The following is a 20,253-nucleotide window of genomic DNA, read 5'->3' on the forward strand; positions in this document are numbered from 1 at the left end:
GAACGGATTCACAGATTTTCCCCTCCAGCATGAACCAGAGAGAATTCCCTGAAAGACAGCCGCTCAATTCACCCGGCTGATGCAGAAATCGATGACGTCGATCAGCGCCGACTTCTGCGGCGTCTCTTCCAGCGGCGCCAGGGCATCGCGGGCGATCTCGCCGAAATGGCGGGCGCGTCCGATCGTGTCGGCAATGGCGCCGTGGCGGGTCATCAGGCCGATCGCCTTTTCCAGGCCGGCGTCATCGACGACATTGTCCTCGATGGCGCGCTTCCAGAAGGTGCGTTCGGCCTTGCTGCCGCGCCGGTAGGCGAGGATGACCGGCAGGGTCACCTTGCCCTCGCGAAAATCGTCGCCGACATTCTTGCCGAGATCCTTGCTGGTGCCGCCATAATCGAGCGCATCGTCGATCAGCTGGAAGGCAAGACCGAGATTCATGCCATAGGAGCGCAGGGCCGCACGGTCGTTGCGGGTCGCCTGGGCGATGACGGGACCGACCTCGGCAGCGGCCGAAAACAGGGCCGCGGTCTTGGCCTTGATGACGGCGAAATGCTCATCCTCGGTGGTTTCGAGGTTCTTGGCGGCGGCAAGCTGCATGACCTCGCCCTCGGCGATGATCGAGGCCGCGCTGGACAGGATATCCAATGCCTCGAGCGAGCCGACATCGACCATCATGCGGAAGGCCTGGCCGAGCAGGAAATCGCCGACCAGCACGCTCGCCTGGTTGCCCCAGATCATGCGGGCCGTCTTCTTGCCGCGGCGCATGCCGCTCTCGTCGACAACGTCGTCGTGCAGAAGCGTCGCCGTATGCATGAACTCGACCGCGGTGGCGAGCTTGACGTGGCCCTCGCCGGAATAGCCGAACATCTGGGCGGCGGCGAGCGTCAGCATCGGCCTCAGCCGCTTGCCGCCGGACGAGATCAGATGGTTGGCGACCTCCGGGATCATCTCGACGTCGGAGCCGGCCTTGGACAGGATCAATTCGTTGACGCGGCCCATGTCGGCTGCCGTCAGGTCGATGAGATCCTTGATGGACGCGGGTTCCCGCTTCCCATTTTCGATGTTGAGAACGACACCCACGACAATCACTCCCGTCTTGGTATAACGCGTGCGACGGCACCCTTAGTCCCGAATGGACTCTAGGGCGGCGGATACGGCCACGGCAAGTGGCGAATTGGCGCGGCGTCCGTGACAGGCTGTCAACCGATGCCGATCGGGCCGACACCGGGGCGGGCCGAGACCGCGCCGGAGTGTGCCATGGAATCCGCGTGGCCGTTTACATCGGCGCCGCAAACTGAGAGTTTCGCCTGATGATAGAGCTGATCCGCACCAACGACGCCGTCATCATCTCCTTTGTCGAATCGCTGATGCGCGATGCCGGCATCGGCTGTTTCGTCGCCGACCAGAACATGAGCGTGCTCGATGGCTCGCTCGGCATCCTGCCGCGGCGCGTCATGGTCGACGCCGAAAAGGCCGACGCGGCACGGCGCATCCTGACCGATGCCGGCATCGCCAACGAGATACGCGGAAAATAATGTCGGCAGCCCCAGCCGCCCCTGCCCTTGACACCCTTGGCCCGGACACACCGGCCCATACGGTCGACGCCTTCCATCGCGGCCGGTTCTGGCTCGTGCAGCCCAAGCATGGCGGCCATCGCGCCGGCATGGATGCGATGATACTGGCGGCATCCGTACCATCCTCCTTTAGCGGTCGCCTCGCCGATTTCGGCGCTGGAGCGGGAGCTGCGGGCCTCGCCGTGCTGTCGCGCTGTCCGGGTGCAGCGGCCGTGCTTGTCGAGCGCGCGCCGGAAATGGCGGCCTTCGCGGCGGCCACCCTTGCCCATCCCGGCAATGCGCATCTCAGCGATCGTGCGTCGGTGCTTGTCGCCGATGTCACGATGTCGGGCCGGGCACGGGCGGCGTCCGGCCTCGCCGACAATGATTTCGACTTCGTCATCATGAACCCGCCTTTCAACGCCCCCCGGGACCGGGCGACGCCCGCCCCCCTGAGGAAGGAAGCCCATGTCATGGAGGACGGGCTATTCGAGAGCTGGATCAGAAGTGCGGCGGCCGTGGTCAGGCCGCGCGGCAGGCTTGCGGTCATTGCGCGGCCCGAGCAGCTCGGTGCCCTCCTCGATGCGATATCAGGCCGTTTCGGCGATGCCGAGATGCTGGCCGTCCATCCTCGCCCCGACGCGGCGGCGATCCGCATCGTCGTGCGGGCGACGCTCGGGGCGCGGGGAAAGCTTGCCATCCGCCCGCCGCTGATGCTTCACGCGCTATCGGGCAATGGTCCTGACGAGCGCAGCGAAATGATCACCAACGGTCTCGCCTCGCTGTTCGGAGATTGAGCTATTCCTGGCCACCACATTGCCGTTGGCCGGGGAATCCCTACATGCCTGCAACCCCTCGACCGGAGAGCCCACCCACGTGAAACGTCTTTTCAACCGCCTGCTGCCGAAATCCTGGCGCTCCACCGTCGTCACCATTCCGGTCATCCGGCTGCACGGCACCATCATGGCCGGCGGCGGTCCGTTCCGGCCGAGCCTGTCGCTTGCCTCCACTGCCGGCCTGATCGAGAAGGCGTTCTCCTTCGAAGCGCCCGCTGTCGCCATCTCGATCAATTCGCCTGGCGGCTCACCGGTGCAGTCGCGGCTGATCTTCAAGCGCATCCGCGACCTGGCGACCGAAAAGAACAAAAAGGTGCTGGTCTTCGTCGAGGATGTGGCGGCTTCGGGCGGCTACATGATCGCGGTCGCCGGCGACGAAATCTTCGCCGATCCGTCCTCGATCGTCGGTTCCATCGGCGTGGTCTCGGCCTCGTTCGGCTTTCCGGAGCTGATGAAGAAGATCGGCGTCGAGCGCCGTGTCCACACCGCCGGCCAGAACAAGGCGGTGCTCGATCCGTTCAAGCCGGAGAAGAAGGAGGACGTCGAACGGCTGAAGGCACTGCAGCTCGAGGTGCACGAGACCTTCATTGATCTGGTCAAGGAGCGGCGAGGCACCAAGCTGAAGGACGATCCGGACCTGTTCACCGGCCTGTTCTGGACCGGCAAGAAGGGCCTGGAGCTTGGCCTTGTCGACGCGCTCAGCGACATGCGCACGGTGCTCAAGACCCGGTTCGGGGCGAAGACCCAGCTCAGGCTGATCACCGCGCCGCGCGGCTTCCTCGGCCGCTTCGGCCTGTTCGGCTCGAGCCAGGGCTTTTCCGCGCCCGATATCGCCGCCGCCGCTGCCAGCGGGGTGATCGATGCGGCGGAAGAGCGCGCGTTGTGGGCTCGGTTCGGGCTTTGAAAACCGCGTAAAACCGTCTAGCATAGGTGCCTTGAAGTCTCGTGCCTGTCGTTTTGCCAAAGCCGAACACATTTTTGGGCGACATGCATTAACCGACCCGACCGGCCGCCTTCGCCGGCCCAGCGTGGGAGGAGTTTTGACATGCCGCAGATCATTTTCTTCACCGTCGTTGGCGTCGCCGCCTATTTCGGCTACCGCACATTCGTGCGCGAAGCCGAGCGCGTGACGGCCAAGGTGCGGCGCACCGAAAAGCAGGCGGCCAACGGCGCGATGGGAACGCTGGTCAAGGATCCCAAGACCGGCGAATACCGGCTGGCCAAGGACTGAGCATCATCCCCCAAACGACTGACGCCGTGGACACCGACATCGGTTCGCGTACCTGGCATGCGCCCGCCAAGATCAACCTGGCGCTGCATGTCACGGGAAGGCGCGCAGACGGCTATCACCTGATCGAAAGCCTGGCGGTGTTCACGCGTTTTGGCGACCGGGTCGAGGTCGCGCTCGCCGACAGCGACGATTTCACCGTGTCCGGGCGCTATGCGCCGGAGGCCCCCCTCGACGCCGGCAATCTGGTGCTGAAGGCACGCGACGCGCTGCGAAGAGCGGCCGGACCGCACAAGACACCGCCTGTCGCCATCAAGCTTGAAAAGAACCTGCCTGTCGCCTCTGGTGTCGGCGGCGGATCCAGCGACGCGGCGGCGGTATTGCGCGGCCTGGTGCAGGCATGGGGTCTGGACATCGATGGCGCCGGGCTGGCGCGGATCGGGCTTTCGCTTGGCGCCGATGTGCCGATGTGCCTGGCGGCCAGGCCGCTGGTCGCGCGCGGCATTGGTGACGAGCTGTCGATGGTGCCGGACGTCTCGGCGCTGGGGCTGGTGCTGGTCAACCCGGGCATGCCGGTCTCGACGGCCGAGGTGTTTTCGGCACTTTCCCGCCGCGACAACGAGCCGTTGCCGCCGCTGCCGCGCGGCATCGATTTTCACAGCCTGCGCAACTGGCTGGAACTCACCCGCAACGATCTCCAACCGGCGGCGCAGGCGATACAGCCCGCCATAGGCCGGGCGCTCTCATGGCTCGATAAGGCTGGATCGGGTTTTTCGCGCATGTCCGGTTCGGGCGCGACGTGCTTCGGCCTGTTCGAGACCGGCAATGTCGCCAAGCGCGCGGCGGCCGAGATCCGCGGCCGCCAGCCCGACTGGTTCGTCGCGGCGACGCGCAGCATCGCATCGGAGGGCGCAGATGGCCAGAACTGACGAAAGCCGGTCCTTCATTCCGGTGCGTGTCGCGGTGCTGACCGTTTCCGACACACGCAGCCTCGCCGACGACAAATCCGGACAGACGCTGGCCGACCGCATCACCGACGCCGGCCACATCCTGGCCGCCCGCGACATCGTCACCGACGACCGCGACAATATCCGCGACAAGGTGCTTGGCTGGTCGAAGGACGCGGCAATCGACGTCGTCATCACCACCGGCGGCACCGGTTTCACCGGCCGCGACGTCACCCCGGAGGCGCTGGAACCGATCTTCGAAAAGCGCATGGACGGCTTTTCGGAAGTGTTCCACCGCATCTCCTACGACAAGATCGGCACCTCGACGATCCAGAGCCGGGCGACCGGCGGCGTCGTCAATGCCACTTTCGTCTTCGTGCTGCCAGGTTCGCCCGGCGCCTGCAAGGACGCATGGGACGGCATCTTGAAGGCGCAGCTCGACTACCGGCATATGCCCTGCAACTTCGTCGAGATCATGCCGCGCCTGGACGAGCACCTGCGGCGCGGCAAATCGGCTCTGTAAAAGCCGAGGCAAGGCGCCGGTTTCACGTCGCGTTTGCCGGGCAAAACGCTGCCCTCGCCTTCGAAAGACCATTCCAAACGCGATGCCGGAGGAAGTACCTTTCGTAGCGGCGGCCCTTGCCGTTGACGATGAGGCGGAAGCGATGACTGTGCATGCCGGCGGATGCCATTGCGGCAACATACGCCTTCGATTTTCAACCGACCTCGACCCCTCGCAAATCGAAGTCCGCGCCTGCCAATGCGCGTTCTGCATCAAACATGGCTCGCGCGCCGTTGCCGATCCGCTCGGACAATTGATCGTCTCGGTCGAGGACCACGCCCGTTTGCATAGATACCGGTTCGGATTGCGCACCGCCGACTACTTGATCTGCCGGGACTGCGGCGTCTATGTCGCGGCGATCACCACCGATGGCGGGGATGCAAGGGCGATCGTCATCGTCAATGCCCTGGACGACCGGCTGCGGTTCAGCCGCGAGCCAGCCGCCATGGACTATGATGCCGAGAGCAGGCAAGAACGCATTGCCCGGCGACAGGCACGCTGGATGCCTGTGGATATCCTGTCCGCTTTCAGCGGATGACCGGTTCGCCGTGAAACCGCCGGCGCGAAGGCGCAGATACGCCGAAGCCGACTTCCATCATCAGCCGCGGCGTGCGCGCCGGCACGGCGCCCATGTGGAAGCCGAGGCCAGCTTCGCCGGTCAGTGTACCGGGCTCTGCTCGCCATAGGCGTCCAGTACCTCCTTGGCGGGATGGCCGACAGTAGGGCTAGCTGATGCTTGAGGGCGCGGCGATCATGGCTGCCCCTGACGTAGACAGCAGCTGCAAAAGAATCATTTGCGCGATTCCCGCTTCGCCGGCGCTACCCAGATCTCGGCGTCGAGCTTCCTTGTCGCCAGGCCGCGTGCAAGCGCCTCGGCACTGCCGGCGTGCTTCGACAAGGACGCTGCCTGCCGCTTGCTGATCACCAATCCGTCGGCCAGGGCACGGTTTCCCGAAAACACCCGCGCCAGGAACGGCACGCGGCTGCCACGTGCACGCGAGAACCGCGCCGCCATGGTTTGCCGAGCCGTGTGGGCGACGACCGCTTCGGTCCAGCCCTCCACCAGCCTGGCGCCCGGTTCCAGTAGCAACAGCCAGTCGCCCTTGGCCTGCCGGATGCCGGCGGCGATACCGCCGCTCGTCACATAATGGCAGCCGGCATGTTCGGCGACATGATGCGTCTGGTCGGTGGAACCGGTGTCGCAGACGACGACCTCGCGCACCACGCCCTCGACGGCGCCGCCAATCAGCGAGCCGAGCGTGCGGGCGAGAGCCTCCTCGTCATTGCGGGTTTCGATGAGAACACTGAGCATCATCAGCCGAATAGCGGAAAGGTGGACACGATGCCAGTTCTTGCAGCGCACCATAGAAGGTTCTTGCTTTGTTCTCATCAAGGGAATAGGAATAATTTCATGAGCAGAGCGATTCGACACAACATGGACAGTCCCTGGGAGCGGGCGAAGATGGAGCCGATAATGCGCGCCGACATTGCAGCCTTCGGGGCAGGACGAGCCGAGATGGCCAATGCGATGATCGAGCAGAGCGGCATGCGCATCCGTCCGGACCGCAACCGTGGCCGGTCAGCGGGCATCAATCCGTCCGGCCGGTTCGAGCCGGTCACCCGGCATGTCTTCGATGATGGCTGGAGTTCGCTGGAGGAACTGCCGCCGTTCAAGACCGAGGTGCAGGTGGAAAGGCCGCGCACCATCATCACCCGCAACGAATCGCCAGACATCTCCTTCGACCGCTCGATCAACCCCTATCGCGGCTGCGAACACGGCTGCGTCTATTGCTTCGCGCGGCCGACGCATTCGTTCATGGGCCTGTCGCCGGGCCTGGATTTCGAATCCAAGCTATTCGCCAAGCCGGATGCGGCGCGGCTGCTCGACAAGGAACTGTCGAAGGACGGCTACCAGCCACGCACCATCGCCATCGGCACCAACACCGATCCCTACCAGCCGATCGAGAAGCAGTACCGGATCATGCGCGAGATCCTCGAAGTGCTGGAGGCGCGCGGCCATCCGGTCGGCATCGTCACCAAATCCGCTTTGGTGACGCGCGACATCGACATCCTGTCGCGCATGGCCGAGCGCGGGCTCGCCAAGGTGGCGCTGTCGGTGACGACGCTCGACCGCATGCTGGCGCGCACGATGGAGCCGCGCGCATCGACGCCGACCAAGCGGCTGGAGGCGATCAGGCAGCTTTCCGATGCCGGCATTCCGGCCTCGGTCATGGTGGCACCGATCATCCCCGGCCTGACCGACCAGGAGATGGAACGGATCCTCGATTCGGCGAGCGCTGCCGGCGCGCGCGAGGCGGGTTATGTCGTGCTGCGACTGCCGCTGGAGGTCAGCCCGATCTTCAAGGACTGGCTGCTGCGCCACTATCCCGACCGCTATCGCCACGTAATGTCGCTGATCCGCTCGATGCGCGACGGCAAGGACTACGATTCGGAATGGGGCAAGCGCATGAAGGGCGCCGGACCCTATGCCTGGCAGATCGGCCGGCGCTTCGAGATCACCGCCAAGCGGCTCGGCCTCAATGCCGAACGGCGCACGCTGCGAACCGACCAGTTCGTCGCCGCGGGAAAGGACCAGGAGCAGCTGATGCTGCTTTGATCTTTCTTTTTCGCTTGTGAAATCCCGTCCGGCCTGCCCCGGCCAGCAGACGGTGCCCTCCCGGTCCGGCGCCCCACCCGACCCGGAGGGACTTGCGGAGAATCGGAACCGATGCGAACCTCGCCGCAACATGGCTCGCGCGCGTTCTGATTCTCCGCTTCTCTTCGAAATTGTCGAGAAACCCGATTTCTCCTTCGAGACGAAGGCGATGGCCGACGGCCTGTGGCCTGTGGCGGGGATGGACGAGGCTGGCCGTGGCCCGCTGGCCGGGCCGGTGGTCGCTGCTGCAGTGGTGCTCGACCCAGCCAACATTCCCGAAGGCCTCGATGATTCCAAACGGCTCAGCCATTTGCAGCGCGAGGCATTGTTCCTGCGCATTCTGGGCTCCGCGCAGGCGATCTCGATGGCCTCGATCAGCGCCGAGGGCATCGACGGCAGCAATATCCTCAAGGCGAGCCTTGAGGCGATGCGACGCGCGCTGGTCGGGCTGTCGGTTCGGCCTAAGCTCGCGCTTGCCGACGGACGCGACGTGCCGCCGGGGTTGCCGTGCGAGGGCCGCGCGTTGATCAAGGGTGACCAGCGCTCGCAGTCGATCGCCGCTGCCTCCATCGTCGCCAAGGTCATGCGCGACCGCATGATGTGCGGTTGCGGCAGCCATAACGGCCGCTACGGATTCGAGGTGCACATGGGTTACGCCACGGCCCGGCACCGCACGGCCATCGAGGCGCACGGCCCGGTCGCGCGGCTGCACCGCGTGTCGTTCTCGCCGTTCAGGCTGGGCGGTGCCGAGGTGGTTGAAGAAGAGAGTTTGGCAGGGCTGGATTGAGCTGAGCGCCTAATCTCCCCACTCGAGGGGGAGATGTCGCCGAAGGCGACAGACGGGGTAGGTTCGACGGGGCGCGGCGCCCCTTCATATGAAAGATCAGGCCGGCGCATTACGTGAGGCGACCCCCTCTGGCCTGCCGGCCATCTCCCCCTCAAGGAGGGAGATTAGCGCTTCGCCGCCTTCGCCATCTGATGTCCGCACAACAAAAAAAGCCGCCAGGTTGCCCCGGCGGCTTTTTGATTTCCAACGCTGTCAGCTCAGTTGAGCTTTGCCTTCACGTCCGCGAGCGAAGCCTTGAACAGATCGGCCCCGGCCTTGGCGTCGACCTTGGCGGCGAGCAGCGCGCGGGCGGCTTCGACGGCAATGTCGACGGCACTGGCGCGAACTTCGCTGATGGCGTCACGCTCGGCCTGGCCGATCTTCTGCTCGGCCAGCGCGGTGCGCCTGGTAACATAGTCTTCGGTCTTCTTGTGCGCTTCGGCGGCGAGCAGATCGGCCTCGCGCTTGGCGGCCGCGACGATGTCGGCTGCCTCCTGCTCGGCTTCCTTGCGCTTGCGCTGATACTGGCCAAGCAGTTGCTGGGCCTCCTCGCGGAGCTTGCGTGCCTCGTCGAGCTCGCTGCTGATGCGCATGGCGCGGGCATCGAGCGCCTTGGCGATCAGGCCTGGCACCTTGATATAGACGGCGATGGCCAGGAAGATGACGAGGGCTATCGTTGCCCAGAGCGTCGCGAGAGATGTGGCGTCCATGATGCGCTCCTCACCGGGCCACGGATTTGACCGCGGCCGCGATCTCGGCCTTGCTGGCCTTGCCGCCGACCAGTGCCTCGACGATCGCCGAAGCGGTATCCTCGGCGATGCTGCCGACTTCCTTCATGGCGTTGGCCTTGATGGAAGAAATGCGCGCCTCGGCCTCGCCGAGCTTTTCATCGAGCGCGGCCTCGATCTTCTTGCGCGCGGTATCGGCTTCCGCCTTGGCCGCATCGGCGGCCTGCTGGCCGATCGAGTTGGCGTTCTTCTTGGCTTCCGCCAGTTCCTGCTCGTAAGCGGCAACGGCGGCGTCGGCCTCGCCCTTCAACTTGGCTGCCTGGTCGAGATCCTGGCTGATGCGGTCGTTGCGGACATCGATGATGCCGCCGACGCGCGGCACCACGACCCGCTTCAGGAAGAGGTAGAACAGCCCAAAAGTGATCGCCAGCCACAGAAGCTGCGACGGGAAGGTCGCAGGATCGAACGGCGGAAATGTGCCGTGCGCCTCCGCAGGCACGCTGGTGCCGGAATGCGTGTCGCCTTCCGTCGCAGCGTGGCTGGTATCGGCTGATGGCGCGGACTCTTGCGCGAAGGCAGATGTCACGAACATGGACTATCCCCAGATATCAGGCCCGCCGCTTGCGCGGCCGGCCTGTCCAATCTTCCCAGTGCTCTCAGCCGAACAGGGCCAGAAGCGCGATGAGAAGCGAGAAAATGCCCAGAGCTTCGGTGACGGCGAAGCCGAAGATCAGGCGGCCGAACTGGCCGTCGGCAGCCGACGGGTTGCGCAGCGCGCCCGAGAGGTAGCTGCCGAAGATGTTGCCCAGGCCAATGCCCGCGCCGCCCATGCCCAGGCAAGCGATGCCGGCGCCGATGTACTTTGCTGCTTCTGCGTCCATTTGTTCAACTCCTTTGGATCTGAAATTCCGTTGCGATTTCCATCCGGCGCCAATGTTGGAAACGTTGGGCCGGAAACTCTTGGGGCCTTAGTGCCCGGGATGCAGGGCGTCGTTGAGATACATACAGGTCAACACCGCGAAGACGTAGGCCTGCAGGAAGGCGACCAGCAATTCAAGCGCCGTCAGCGCCACCGCCATGGCCAGCGGCAGGACCGAGCCCGCGACACCGACCGCGCCGAGCGCGGAGAGGCTGACGACGAAGCCGGAGAACACCTTGAGCGTGATGTGGCCCGCCAACATGTTGGCGAACAGACGAACCGAGAGGCTGACCGGGCGCGATACGAAGGAAATGACTTCGATCAACACCACCAGCGGCAACAGGAACACCGGCACACCATGCGGCACGAACAGTTTCAGGAAACCGAGGCCATGCTTCATGAAGCCGTAGACCACCACGGTTCCGATCACCAATGCGGCGAGGCCGAAGGTGACGATGATGTGGCTGGTGACGGTGAAGAAATAGGGGAACAGGCCGAGCAGGTTGGCGACCAGAACGAACATGAACAGCGAGAACACGAAGGGGAAGAACTTCATGCCTTGCGTGCCGGCGGCGTCGCGCAACATATTGCCGACGAACTCATAGGCCATTTCGGAGATCGACTGCAGCCGGCCGGGAACCAGGCTGCGGCTCGACGTCGTCAGCAGCAGGAAGGCTGCGGCAACGACCACGGTCGCGACCATGAACAGTGCCGAATTCGTGAAAGACAGGTCGTAGCCGCCGATGTTAATCGGAACCAGCTTGATGATATGGAACTGGTGGATCGGATCGACCTTGTCAGCTGCCACGTTCTAACCCCGTCAATGCCGCGTACGGCCAAATTATCATTGCCGCGCGAGCGCGGCTATTTGCTGTCGTCGTGGTCAGGACGCGATTTGTTGCCCTGTCCGAATTCTGCCACAACGCCCGCTGAACGCATGACATTGAGCACGCCGGCGCCAAACCCAAGCAGCAGGAAAACGATCAGACCCCACGGCGATGTCCCCGCCATACGGTCGATGATCCAGCCGATGCCTGCGCCCACCACCACGCCAGCGATGAATTCACTGGAGAGTTTGACCGCCTGGCCGTATCCGGCCGCACTGCCCGCCTTCGCGTCGTCTTTCCTCTCGAGCCGGTTCGGCAGCCTTGTCGCAAGCGATGCTTCAAGTTCACGCCGACGTCGCTCAAGATCGTCGTCACGGATGTCGGGTTCATGCTGGTTGCCGCGGCCGGTTTCTCCGGTTCCGTCTGGCCTGCTTTTCTCGGCCATCGCAACCCCCCTGCCCGGTCAGACCGTCACCGTCCGTCCGCTTGTAAAGTCGCCGGCAACATAGTTAGAGGGTTTGCGCCCGTCAAGCCACGGGCGGAAGTTCATTGCCATGTATTTTAGGAAATAAAATCAAGCAATTAGCGAGGTGCGACATCGTGCCCGCCGCAAGGATGGGGATGCATTGCGCGAATCCCCCCGGCAATGGCTCCCTGGTCGATCGCACGGCCGCCCGAAAAAGACCGGCGACCGACGCCACTCAGCTCCAGCCGCCACTATAGGTGCGGTAGAAGATATGCAGGCCGATCTTGGTCATCTTCTGCATCGTGCGGGCCCAGCCGGGATGGACGTACTGGGCGTAGTAATGGGTCGACGATCCGACCTCCGGGATGAATATCTTGCCGGCGGTGACGGCCATGGCGATATCCTGGGCAGTCTTGTAGGCGACAGGATCGTCGATGCGCTTCTTGCGGCCATCGCACGCGAAGGAGAACTGGCAACGGTTGAACCAGCTGTCATTCTGGTAGACGACGCCGCAGATCGAATTGGGGTAGGCCGGGTTGCGGACGCGGTTGAGGATGACCTGGGCGACGGCAGCCTGGCCGCGCACGGATTCGCTCCTCGCCTCGAAGTAGATGCCGTTGGCCAGGCATTTCTGCTCCGGCTTGGAAAAGACGCTCTCAGGCAGCGGGTTCTGGATCCACGAGTGGTCACCCTTGACCATCGGTGGAATGAAGCGGCCGCTGTTGGGCTGCTCGTCCTGCAGCAGGGCTTCGAAGGGTGAGGCCTTGGCATAGTCGGGCTCGGATTGTGCATAGGCCGTCGCCAGCACATCCGGATGATCGTTGTTGACCAGGGCGGCAAGCATGGCCGGCACGCCGGGATCAGGCTTCTTGTCCTCACGCGCATGGAACGCCGCGGCGATCTGGATCTCCTTGCCTTTGATCTGCGGCTTGGCGAAGGCCATCTTCAGGTCGCTGTCCATGCTGGGCCGCATCAAGGACGAGGTCCGCTGGAAGATCGATCCGGCGTTGAAGTTCTTCGGCGGGGCAACGGGAGAGACCTGGACGATACGGCCCTTCTTGTCGGCGCGCACGACGCGATCCTCGTCGGGCGTGGCGCTGACCTTGCCGCCCTTGCCGCGAAACGACACGTTGCCGACGCCGGCCAGATGAATACCGGATCCGGAGATCGAACCGGTGACGTCGGAATCGATGAATGGCATCTCGGCAGCGTGAACCGAGCCGGCGACGGATTTTTCGACGTAGGAATTCCAGCGCGCGGTGGGCGCTTCCAGGCCAGACACAAGGCTTGTCATGTCCTGGTAGGCGGCGACGGTCGGGAAGCCGATCCAGATGCCGAGACCGATGATGAACGGAGACACGAGGCTGCGTTTTTTCTCACCGGCGACGGCTGCCAGCCGCTTCAACAGACGTCGATGCACGGAACTCTCTCCAGGAACGCTACTGACCCCACTGGAGAGCAAAATGATGCATTAACCTTGATGGGACGTTAACGGGATCGATCGGGTTGTCCCAGTCTCCTCAGGGTCGTGGCGCCGAAGTCGGGCGGTTTTGCGGCAGGTGTTCCTCAGGCTTGCCGCAGGAAGATCGGCCAGGCGATCAGCGCGCAGATGGCGGCCGACAGCCAGACGCCGGACCAGGACCAGAGATGCAGCAGCCCGGGAATGGCCACCGGCACCAGGAAGAAGCCGACGAAAACAAATGTGTTGGCAAGGCTGAGCGCGGTTCCGACATGGCCGGCGCCGGCCAGCGTGGCGAGCTCGGTGTAGGCGACGCCATGCCAGGCCGAAACCGAGATGCCCGCGACAATCAGCACCAGGGGAAGGACAGCGATCAGGAAGGATTGGCCGCCAGGCATGGCGGGGCTGGCTAGGACCAGCACCCAGAGCACCAGGAAGGCAAGCGCGCTGAGCGCACTGCATGAGCGCAGAAACTGGCGGCGGTTGTCATGGCGGTCGGTGAAGCGGCCGCTCCAGACGCGCATGACCATGGCACCGGTCTGCACCGCGGCGAGGCTGGCGCTGATCGCTGCCGTTCCCAGCCTGGCGAAATCGTGCAGGAACACCGAGGCGAATGTGAGCACCGCCACCTGCGGGAAGCAGAGCAGGCCAATGGCGGTGGCGATCCGCCAGACCTCGATGTTGCGCAATGGCGCCGGTCCGGCCCCAGCCGATGAAGAGATGTGGCCCGCATCCATTGTCGGCGGCTCGTGCAGCCAGCGCCAGGCGAACAGGGCGGAGAGAGCGGACGCCGCCGCGAGCAGCCCGAACACCGCGGCAAAGCCGAACGCCAGGGCAAGCGAGGGCAGCACCAGTGCGCCGAGGCCGCCGCCAAGCGGCACGGCCGTCTGCCTTATGCTCATGGCAAAGCCGCGTTCGCTTTCCCGGAACCAGGCCATGATGGCGCGGCCGCTCGAACCGTTGACGCTGCCGCCGAGCAGTCCCGCGAAGAGCAGGCTCGCCGACAGGAGCGTGACATCGGGGATGCCAGCCCTGGTTGGCACGACGAGCATCGCCATGGCGAACAACCATGCCGCCGTCGCGCCGAGCCCGATCAGAAGCACGCGGCGATCGCCCCAGCGGTCGGTGAGCAGGCCCCATGGCAGCTCGCTGAGTGCAACGCCCAGCCCGAGAAGGCCGAGCGCCACGCCGAGTTGCGCATTGCTCAAGTGATAGCCCTGGCGAAGCACGACGGCTGTTGCAGGTATGCCGGAGAAGGTCGCCGAGAAACTGGCATTCGCGGCGACGCCGATGCCGAGAACCTTCCAGCGATGGCCAGGACCGAATACCCTCCCCGCGGGACCGGCGGCCCTGTCTTTAAGGATTTGTGCTGGCTGTCGATCGGCGCAGTCGACGATGGCGGACATGGTTCCATTCCCGTGGCGGCCAGCGCTGCCGGCCTTGACGGGTTCTATCTATCGCCATAAATCAGCCCTTAAAATCAGGAAGTTTTTGACACACGGTTCGAAAATTCGGGACAATCGCATGCGACGCGTGACATTCGACCTCGACGTTCTCCGCAGTTTCGTCACCGGCATGGAGCTGGGCAGTTTCGCCAAGGCGGCCGACCGGCTTGGCCGCTCGACCTCGGCGGTCAGCGCCCAGTTGAAGAAACTGGAAGAGCAGGCGGCGACGCCGATCTTCCGCAAGTCGGGACGCGGCCTCGCCTTGACGGAGGCCGGCGAGACCATGCTCGGCTATGCGCGCCGGCTGCTCGAATTGAATGACGAAGCGGCTGCGGCTATCCACGACGTCGAACTGGAAGGCTGGGTGCGGCTCGGCCTGCAGGAGGATTTCGGCGAGGCGGTGCTGCCCGAAGTGCTCGGCCGCTTCGCCCGCGCCCACCCCAAAGTGAAGATCGAAGCCAGGATCGCACGCAGCCACGAGCTCGCCGAGAGGATCATGTCCGGCAATCTCGACATCGCGCTGGCCTGGCACAGCGGTGAGACGCTGCCTTACAGCCAGCACGTCGCCGATGTTCAAATGCGCTGGATCGGTCCGGCAAAGCGCATCGAGACCAGCCTGCGCGACGGCGAGCCGCTGCCGCTGGTGGCGCTCGAAGCACCCTGCCTGTTGCGCACGGTGGCGACCGAAACGCTCGACCGTGCCGGCCTGCCTTGGCGCATGGCCTTTTCCAGCCCGAGCCTTGGCGGCATCTGGGCGGCGGTCGCCGCGGGGCTGGGGCTGACGATCCGCACCGATATCGGCCTGCCGGCCAGCGTCAGCGCGATGACGCCGGAGATCGCCGGGCTGCCGTCGCTGCCCAAGATGGCGCTGTTGCTGCATCGCAGCGATGCCGAGCCCGAGCCGGTGGCGGCCCGTCTCGGCGATATCCTGCTGGAGGCGGCGCGACAGGCGCTGCCTAAGGGCGTGCGGGGGACTGAGGGGCTAAGGGCCGTTGCTTAGACGCGATGGCCATCCGGCATCGAGTTCCCGCACACCCCCAGCGCTAAAATGAGCAAACGCGCAGCATACCTGAACGAGGCTCAGCCGCGTTTCTTGGCCCGGCCGGCGAATGGATTGTCCGAGGTGCGCAGCGCGATGCGGATCGGCACGCCCGGCATGTCGAAGGCTTCGCGCAGGCTGTTGGAGAGATAGCGGACGTAGGATTGCGGCATCGCGTCCGGCCGCGAACACTGGACCACGAAGCCCGGCGGACGTGTCTTGGCCTGGGTGACATATTTGACCTTCAGCCGGCGTCCGGCGACGGCAGGCGGCGGATGATGCGCCAGAATGGCTTCGAGCCAACGGTTGAGCTTGCCGGTCGAAACACGGCTGTTCCACACCTTGTGCGTCTTCAGCACCGCATCCATCAGCTTGTCGAGGCCGCGCCCGGTCTCGGCCGAGACCGGCACGGCCTGGATGCCGCGCGCCTGCGGCAACAGCCGTTCGGTTTTCTCGCGCAGTTCCGCCAGGAGCTCCTGGGGATGATCGATCAGGTCCCATTTGTTGAAGGCGATCACCGGCGCTCTGCCCTCGCGGATGATCAGGTCGGCGATCTGCAGATCCTGCTTCTCGAAGGGAATGGTGGCGTCGAGCACGATGATGACGATCTCGGCGAAACGGATGGCGCGCAAGCCGTCCTGCACCGACATCACTTCCAGCTTCTCGTGAATCCTGGCCTTGCGGCGCATGCCGGCCGTGTCGAACAGCTTTATCCGGCGACCGCGCCAGTCCCAGTCGACCGAGATCGAATCACGGGTGATGCCGGCTTCCGGTCCGGTCAAAAGCCGCTCCTCGCCGATCAGTGCGTTGATCAGCGTCGACTTGCCGGCGTTCGGGCGGCCGACAACAGCGATGCGCATCGGCTTGGTGTCGTCATAGGCAGGCTCGGCGTCCGGATCGGCGATGTCCTCGCCGATCAGCACCTCGCCGGTAGCGATCTCCTGGTCGTCTTCCTCGTCCTCGCCGAAAGCGCGCGCCTCGCCAAGTGCCGCGATCACCGCATCGCGCAGATCGGGCATGCCCTGGCCGTGTTCGGCCGAAACCGGGATCGGCTCGCCGAGACCCAGTTCCCAGGCCTCCAGCATGCCGCCCTGCGCACCCTTGGCCTCGGCCTTGTTGGCCACCAGCACGACCGGCTTGCCGGATTTTCGCACGATCTCGGCAAAAGTCCTGTCGTCGGGCAACAGGCCGGATTTGGCATCGATGGTGAAGAAGATCAGGTCGGCTTCGTGGATGGCGATCTCGGTCTGAGCGCGCATGCGGCCCGGCAATGTCGAGGCAGCCGCGTCCTCGAAGCCGGCGGTATCGATGACGTCGAAATGCAGGTCGTAGAGCTTGGCGGCATGGACGCGACGGTCACGGGTGACGCCCGGCGTGTCGTCGACAAGCGCCAGCTTCCTTCCCACCAGCCGATTGAAAAGGGTCGATTTGCCGACGTTAGGTCTGCCGATGATGGCGACTTTGAAGGTCATACGGTCCTACAATGATGCATGTCGTTGTCCCAAAACCGCTGCACACTTTTGGGCGACATGCATTTACGACGCATTGCCCGAACCACGGATCAGCTCGGACATCAGCGTTGCCCGCTCGCGGGTGTTGCGCGGAGCGCCGTCATCGGAGGCGATCTGGTCGAACAGCTTCAGAGCGTCCTGTGTCTTGCCTTCCTTCCAGGCTGCAAGGCCGAGCGCCTCGCGCGCCGTGTGGCGCAGCGTGTTGGTGTCCGAGGTCAGCGCCTCGACGCGGCTGGACACGTCGGCGAAGGAGCCGTGGTCGACGAGCAGGAGCGCCGCCCTGAGCCGCGCCATGTCGCGAATGCCCTGGGGAATGGCGGTGTCGGCGGCGACCTCGTCGAAGTCCTTGACGGCGGCATCGACGTCGCCCTTGCTTGCCTTGACTGTCGCGGCGCGCATGCGGGCGAGCAGCGGATAGGCGCCGTAGCCGTCCTTCTCCAATTGATCGAGCGCGGCCAGCGCCTCGTCATTCTTGCCGTCATTGGCAAGCTTGAGCGCCTGCGAGAAGGCGTCGCCGGAGCGGTTGGCGCGCGTCTCGTCCCAGTAGCGATAGCCGACGAATGCGGCGGTGCCGAGCACCACGAGGATCGCAGCGACGAGCAACGCCGGGCCGAAACGGTCCCACAGCTTCTGCGCCTGGTCGCGGCGCATCTCGTCGTTGACTTCACGGATAAAACTGTCGTCGGACATCAATCAAACCATTCCTGCCCCGGGGTCGGGGCGGTTCACGAGCCCCGCGTTTTAGCGAAATTTTGTCGGCATGGAAGGGGTTCAGCCGGAAAATCGCCTATTCCCCCCGGAGCAAACCGATGTTTGCCTGGGGCAAACGGATGTTTACCCCGGCAAAGCGACGTTTGCCCTGGGGGCAAACCGGCGAAAAGCCCAATCGCATCCGCGCCACATTTAGGCGATAGCCGGCTTGCTGACCCGCCCGGATCCCTGCCCATGTATCGCTCGTCCCGTATTATTGCGTTCTCGCTTGCCTTGCTCGCCCCTGCCGGCGTCGCTTTGGCCGATCCGCCCGCGCCGCCGACGCCGGCAAAGCCGAAGCAGGTCGTCATCGTCTCCTTCGACAGCGCCCGCGACATCTCGCAGTGGAAGCGCAGCCGAGCACTGGCACAGCGCACCGGCGCGCATTTCACCTATTTTCTCTCCTGCGTCTTCCTGCTGTCGCCGGAGACACGCAAGGAATACACCGCGCCGGGCAAGACACCGGGCAAATCCAACATCGGCTTTGCCGCTTCGAAACAGGAAGTGGCCGAGCGGCTGGAACAGATTGGCCTCGCCGCGCATGAGGGCCACGACATCGCCAGCCACGCCTGCGGCCATTTCGACGGCAAGGATTGGAGCAAGGCCGACTGGCTGAAGGAGTTCGGCTCGTTCGAGCACATTCTCGAGAACGCCTATGCGATCAACGGCATCACGCCCGAGCCCACGGGCTGGCGCGAGCTCGCGCGGCATGCGGTTGCCGGTTTCCGCGCGCCCTATCTGTCGACGAGCAAGGCGCTCTACGAGGCACTTCCCGCCGCCGGCTACCAGTTCGACGCCAGCGGCGTCTCGCAAGGCCCTGCCCTGCCGACGGCCAGCAACGGCATCATGCATTTTTCACTGCCGCAGATTCCGGAGGGACCGAAATCACGGCCGGTGATCGCCATGGATTACAATCTCTATGTCAGGCATTCTGGCGGCTTCGAGCGGCCAAGCAAGGCGGACGAGTTCGCCAACCGGACCTACGAAGCCTTTCGCGCCGCCTTCGATGCGCAATACCAGGGCAAGCGCATTCCGCTCGAACTCGGCTTCCACTTTACGCTGATGAATGAGGGCGCCTACTGGAACGCGCTGGAGCGCTTTGCCGGCGAGGTCTGCGTCAAAGCGGATGTCGAGTGCATCAGCTTTCGCGACTATGTTTCGCGGCAACCCGACGGCGAGAGGCAGGCGTCGGTTGGCGGCTGAGCCGCCAACCCGTTTCCACATCAAACCGAAATCGTCTTAAGCCGGATCCTCGGCACCCTGCCTTGCCAGATAGCGCTGGTCGATATCGGGCAGCGGCTCGCCGAGGAGCGTCGCCTCGAAGGCGCGCAGGCGTTTGTGGACCGACTGAAGCTCGACGATGGTCGACCACGAAGTGAGCAGAAACTGCAGCGAACCCGTCACCTTGCCGAATGCGTTCGAGATCTGGTTCAGCGCGCCGAACGTTATCTTGTGCGCGACCAGCGACGGACCCAGGATCAAGAGCGAGAAGATATTGTCGGCCTGCAGGTAGGTGTAGCGGACGACGTTGAAATAGATGTAGTGGAAATAGAGCCTGAAATAGTTGTGGCGGACATTCGCGAACAGCTCGGACGTGGTCGCGGGTTGCGCCCTGTCCGCATGATCCTCGCCATAGACCAGTTCCTTGCGGTAAGCGGCTTCGACGCGCTGGTTGCGGAATTGCAGCCCCGGAAGCTTCATGCCGGCAATCATCACCGAGATCGTACCGAACAGACACCAGGCAAGTGCTGCAACCACCAATGGCTGGGGGATCGCGCCGATGATCGGCAACTCGCTGATATGGGCCTGCAGCTGGATCATGACCGGCAGGAAGGCGATCAAGGTCATGATCGACTGGACGAAGCTGGAGCCAAGATCCTCCATGATCTGCGAGAAGCGCATCGTGTCTTCCTGGATACGCTGCGAGGCGCCCTCGATGTGGCGCAGCCTGGCCCAGTTCTCGATGAAGTAGTTGTTCATCGCCGTGCGCCAGCGGAAGATCCAGTGGCTGACGATGAAGGCGTTGACCACCTGCACGTTCATGCCGACCAGAGCGAGCCAGGAGAAGTCGGCCAGTCCGGTGTAGAATTCTCCGTTGGTCGATTTTCCGGTCCCCGACATCAGCCCTTGCACATAGTCGAAGAAAGGGCCGTACCAGGCGTTGACGGCGACGCTGACCTGCACGTTGAAATAGATGAAGAACAGGATGACCGCCGTCATCAGGATAGACCAGCGCTGCCATGGATGCGGCGAATACCAGCTCCAGAAGGCATAGAAGATGGCCACGCAAAACGTGAAGTAGATATAGAACCAGAGGAACGGTTTGGACACCAGTACGGCGATGCCGATGATCGGCGGCGCGTCGGCGGCGGCCGGCGGCAGGCCAATGACGGCTCCCAGCTGCTCACCTCCGAAAAACCAGAACAGGATCGCCGCAAGGCTCCAGACGGCGGCCGAAGTGAAGAACAGCTTCGGCTGCGGGAAGAAAGATACGAACACTG

At 64.2% G+C, this 20,253-nt stretch carries 23 protein-coding genes and 1 pseudogene; 11 read left to right on the forward strand and 13 right to left on the reverse strand.

Annotation, left to right across the window (positions count from 1 at the left end):
- Positions 1-63: 63 nt before the first annotated feature.
- Positions 64-1,080: a polyprenyl synthetase family protein gene (locus tag FJ978_RS23790; RefSeq protein ID WP_013896709.1), complete on the reverse strand. Its 1,017-nt coding sequence runs from the start codon at positions 1,078-1,080 to the stop codon at positions 64-66.
- Positions 1,081-1,310: 230 nt separating this feature from the next.
- On the opposite strand from FJ978_RS23790, the gene FJ978_RS23795 reads away from it, so the two are divergent.
- The 7 genes from FJ978_RS23795 to FJ978_RS23825 all read left to right on the forward strand — a co-directional run bounded on the left by FJ978_RS23795 (position 1,311) and on the right by FJ978_RS23825 (position 5,664).
- Positions 1,311-1,535, forward strand: coding sequence for a DUF2007 domain-containing protein (locus tag FJ978_RS23795; RefSeq protein ID WP_013896710.1), 225 nt, complete (start codon positions 1,311-1,313; stop codon positions 1,533-1,535).
- Positions 1,535-2,350, forward strand: coding sequence for a methyltransferase (locus FJ978_RS23800; RefSeq protein ID WP_013896711.1), 816 nt, complete (start codon positions 1,535-1,537; stop codon positions 2,348-2,350). The genes FJ978_RS23795 and FJ978_RS23800 overlap by 1 nt, the downstream gene beginning before the upstream one ends.
- A 79-nt stretch (positions 2,351-2,429) precedes the next feature.
- Entirely contained in the window at positions 2,430-3,293 is an 864-nt protein-coding gene (locus tag FJ978_RS23805; RefSeq protein WP_013896712.1) for a S49 family peptidase, read from the forward strand.
- 141 nt (positions 3,294-3,434) lie between these two features.
- A complete protein-coding gene (locus FJ978_RS23810; RefSeq protein ID WP_013896713.1) occupies positions 3,435-3,620 on the forward strand; it encodes a membrane protein in 186 nt (61 codons plus the stop codon).
- Positions 3,621-3,646: 26 nt separating this feature from the next.
- Positions 3,647-4,546, forward strand: coding sequence for a 4-(cytidine 5'-diphospho)-2-C-methyl-D-erythritol kinase (locus FJ978_RS23815; protein ID WP_140574393.1), 900 nt, complete (start codon positions 3,647-3,649; stop codon positions 4,544-4,546).
- Entirely contained in the window at positions 4,533-5,087 is a 555-nt protein-coding gene (gene moaB, locus FJ978_RS23820; RefSeq protein WP_140574395.1) for a molybdenum cofactor biosynthesis protein B, read from the forward strand. Before FJ978_RS23815 ends, moaB begins: the two co-directional genes overlap by 14 nt.
- A 142-nt stretch (positions 5,088-5,229) precedes the next feature.
- Positions 5,230-5,664 carry an aldehyde-activating protein gene (locus tag FJ978_RS23825; RefSeq protein ID WP_140574397.1) on the forward strand — a complete coding sequence of 145 codons (435 nt, stop codon included), beginning with the start codon at positions 5,230-5,232 and terminating at the stop codon, positions 5,662-5,664.
- On the opposite strand, the pseudogene FJ978_RS33285 reads toward FJ978_RS23825, so the two are convergent.
- Together FJ978_RS33285 and FJ978_RS23835 are read right to left on the reverse strand one after the other, a co-directional pair.
- Positions 5,654-5,900, reverse strand: a pseudogene (locus FJ978_RS33285) (hypothetical protein); the annotation flags it as partial. The gene FJ978_RS23825 and the pseudogene FJ978_RS33285 sit on opposite strands and share 11 nt — an antisense overlap.
- 16 nt (positions 5,901-5,916) lie before the next feature.
- A complete protein-coding gene (locus FJ978_RS23835) occupies positions 5,917-6,438 on the reverse strand; it encodes a glycosyltransferase (protein ID WP_140574497.1) in 522 nt (173 codons plus the stop codon).
- A 150-nt stretch (positions 6,439-6,588) separates the two neighbouring features.
- On the opposite strand from FJ978_RS23835, the gene FJ978_RS23840 reads away from it, so the two are divergent.
- Both FJ978_RS23840 and FJ978_RS23845 read left to right on the forward strand, forming a co-directional pair.
- Positions 6,589-7,743, forward strand: a complete 1,155-nt coding sequence (locus tag FJ978_RS23840; protein WP_140574499.1) for a PA0069 family radical SAM protein — start codon at positions 6,589-6,591, stop codon at positions 7,741-7,743.
- A 130-nt stretch (positions 7,744-7,873) separates the two neighbouring features.
- Positions 7,874-8,569, forward strand: a complete 696-nt coding sequence (locus tag FJ978_RS23845) for a ribonuclease HII (protein WP_140574399.1) — start codon at positions 7,874-7,876, stop codon at positions 8,567-8,569.
- Positions 8,570-8,826: 257 nt separating this feature from the next.
- On the opposite strand, the gene FJ978_RS23850 is transcribed toward FJ978_RS23845, so the two are convergent.
- The 7 genes from FJ978_RS23850 to FJ978_RS23880 form a co-directional block, all read right to left on the reverse strand.
- On the reverse strand, positions 8,827-9,318 hold the full coding sequence (locus FJ978_RS23850; RefSeq protein ID WP_140574401.1) for a F0F1 ATP synthase subunit B: 492 nt from the start codon (positions 9,316-9,318) through the stop codon (positions 8,827-8,829).
- 10 nt (positions 9,319-9,328) lie between these two features.
- A complete protein-coding gene (locus FJ978_RS23855; RefSeq protein ID WP_013896721.1) occupies positions 9,329-9,928 on the reverse strand; it encodes a F0F1 ATP synthase subunit B in 600 nt (199 codons plus the stop codon).
- A 64-nt stretch (positions 9,929-9,992) separates the two neighbouring features.
- The gene (locus FJ978_RS23860; protein WP_013896722.1) at positions 9,993-10,217 is read right to left on the reverse strand and encodes a F0F1 ATP synthase subunit C; all 225 of its coding nucleotides are present in this window, start codon (positions 10,215-10,217) and stop codon (positions 9,993-9,995) included.
- 87 nt (positions 10,218-10,304) lie between these two features.
- Positions 10,305-11,063: a F0F1 ATP synthase subunit A gene (locus FJ978_RS23865; protein WP_013896723.1), complete on the reverse strand. Its 759-nt coding sequence runs from the start codon at positions 11,061-11,063 to the stop codon at positions 10,305-10,307.
- Positions 11,064-11,119: 56 nt separating this feature from the next.
- Positions 11,120-11,527 carry an AtpZ/AtpI family protein gene (locus FJ978_RS23870; protein WP_140574403.1) on the reverse strand — a complete coding sequence of 136 codons (408 nt, stop codon included), beginning with the start codon at positions 11,525-11,527 and terminating at the stop codon, positions 11,120-11,122.
- Positions 11,528-11,783: 256 nt separating this feature from the next.
- Positions 11,784-12,968 (reverse strand): cell wall hydrolase, encoded by a 1,185-nt coding sequence (locus FJ978_RS23875; protein ID WP_140574405.1) that lies wholly within the window; start codon positions 12,966-12,968, stop codon positions 11,784-11,786.
- 146 nt (positions 12,969-13,114) lie between these two features.
- Entirely contained in the window at positions 13,115-14,413 is a 1,299-nt protein-coding gene (locus tag FJ978_RS23880) for an MFS transporter (protein WP_140574407.1), read from the reverse strand.
- Between the two features lie 118 nt (positions 14,414-14,531).
- Here FJ978_RS23880 and FJ978_RS23885 point away from each other — a divergent pair, with 118 nt between their 5' ends.
- On the forward strand, positions 14,532-15,452 hold the full coding sequence (locus FJ978_RS23885) for a LysR substrate-binding domain-containing protein (protein WP_140574409.1): 921 nt from the start codon (positions 14,532-14,534) through the stop codon (positions 15,450-15,452).
- A gap of 80 nt (positions 15,453-15,532) precedes the next feature.
- Here FJ978_RS23885 and der read toward each other — a convergent pair whose 3' ends face one another.
- Positions 15,533-16,963, reverse strand: a complete 1,431-nt coding sequence (der, locus tag FJ978_RS23890) for a ribosome biogenesis GTPase Der (protein WP_013896728.1) — start codon at positions 16,961-16,963, stop codon at positions 15,533-15,535.
- 63 nt (positions 16,964-17,026) lie between these two features.
- Positions 17,027-17,692, reverse strand: a complete 666-nt coding sequence (locus FJ978_RS23895) for a tetratricopeptide repeat protein (RefSeq protein WP_013896729.1) — start codon at positions 17,690-17,692, stop codon at positions 17,027-17,029.
- Between the two features lie 255 nt (positions 17,693-17,947).
- Between FJ978_RS23895 and FJ978_RS23900 the strand changes: the two genes are divergently transcribed.
- The gene (locus tag FJ978_RS23900; RefSeq protein ID WP_140574411.1) at positions 17,948-18,955 is read left to right on the forward strand and encodes a polysaccharide deacetylase; all 1,008 of its coding nucleotides are present in this window, start codon (positions 17,948-17,950) and stop codon (positions 18,953-18,955) included.
- 36 nt (positions 18,956-18,991) lie between these two features.
- Here the strand turns inward: FJ978_RS23900 and sbmA are convergent, their stop codons facing one another.
- On the reverse strand, positions 18,992-20,251 hold the full coding sequence (sbmA, locus tag FJ978_RS23905; RefSeq protein ID WP_140574413.1) for a peptide antibiotic transporter SbmA: 1,260 nt from the start codon (positions 20,249-20,251) through the stop codon (positions 18,992-18,994).
- Between the last annotated feature and the right edge of the window lie 2 nt (positions 20,252-20,253).

The organism is Mesorhizobium sp. B1-1-7 (genome assembly GCF_006442705.1).
Lineage (GTDB): Bacteria > Pseudomonadota > Alphaproteobacteria > Rhizobiales > Rhizobiaceae > Mesorhizobium > Mesorhizobium opportunistum.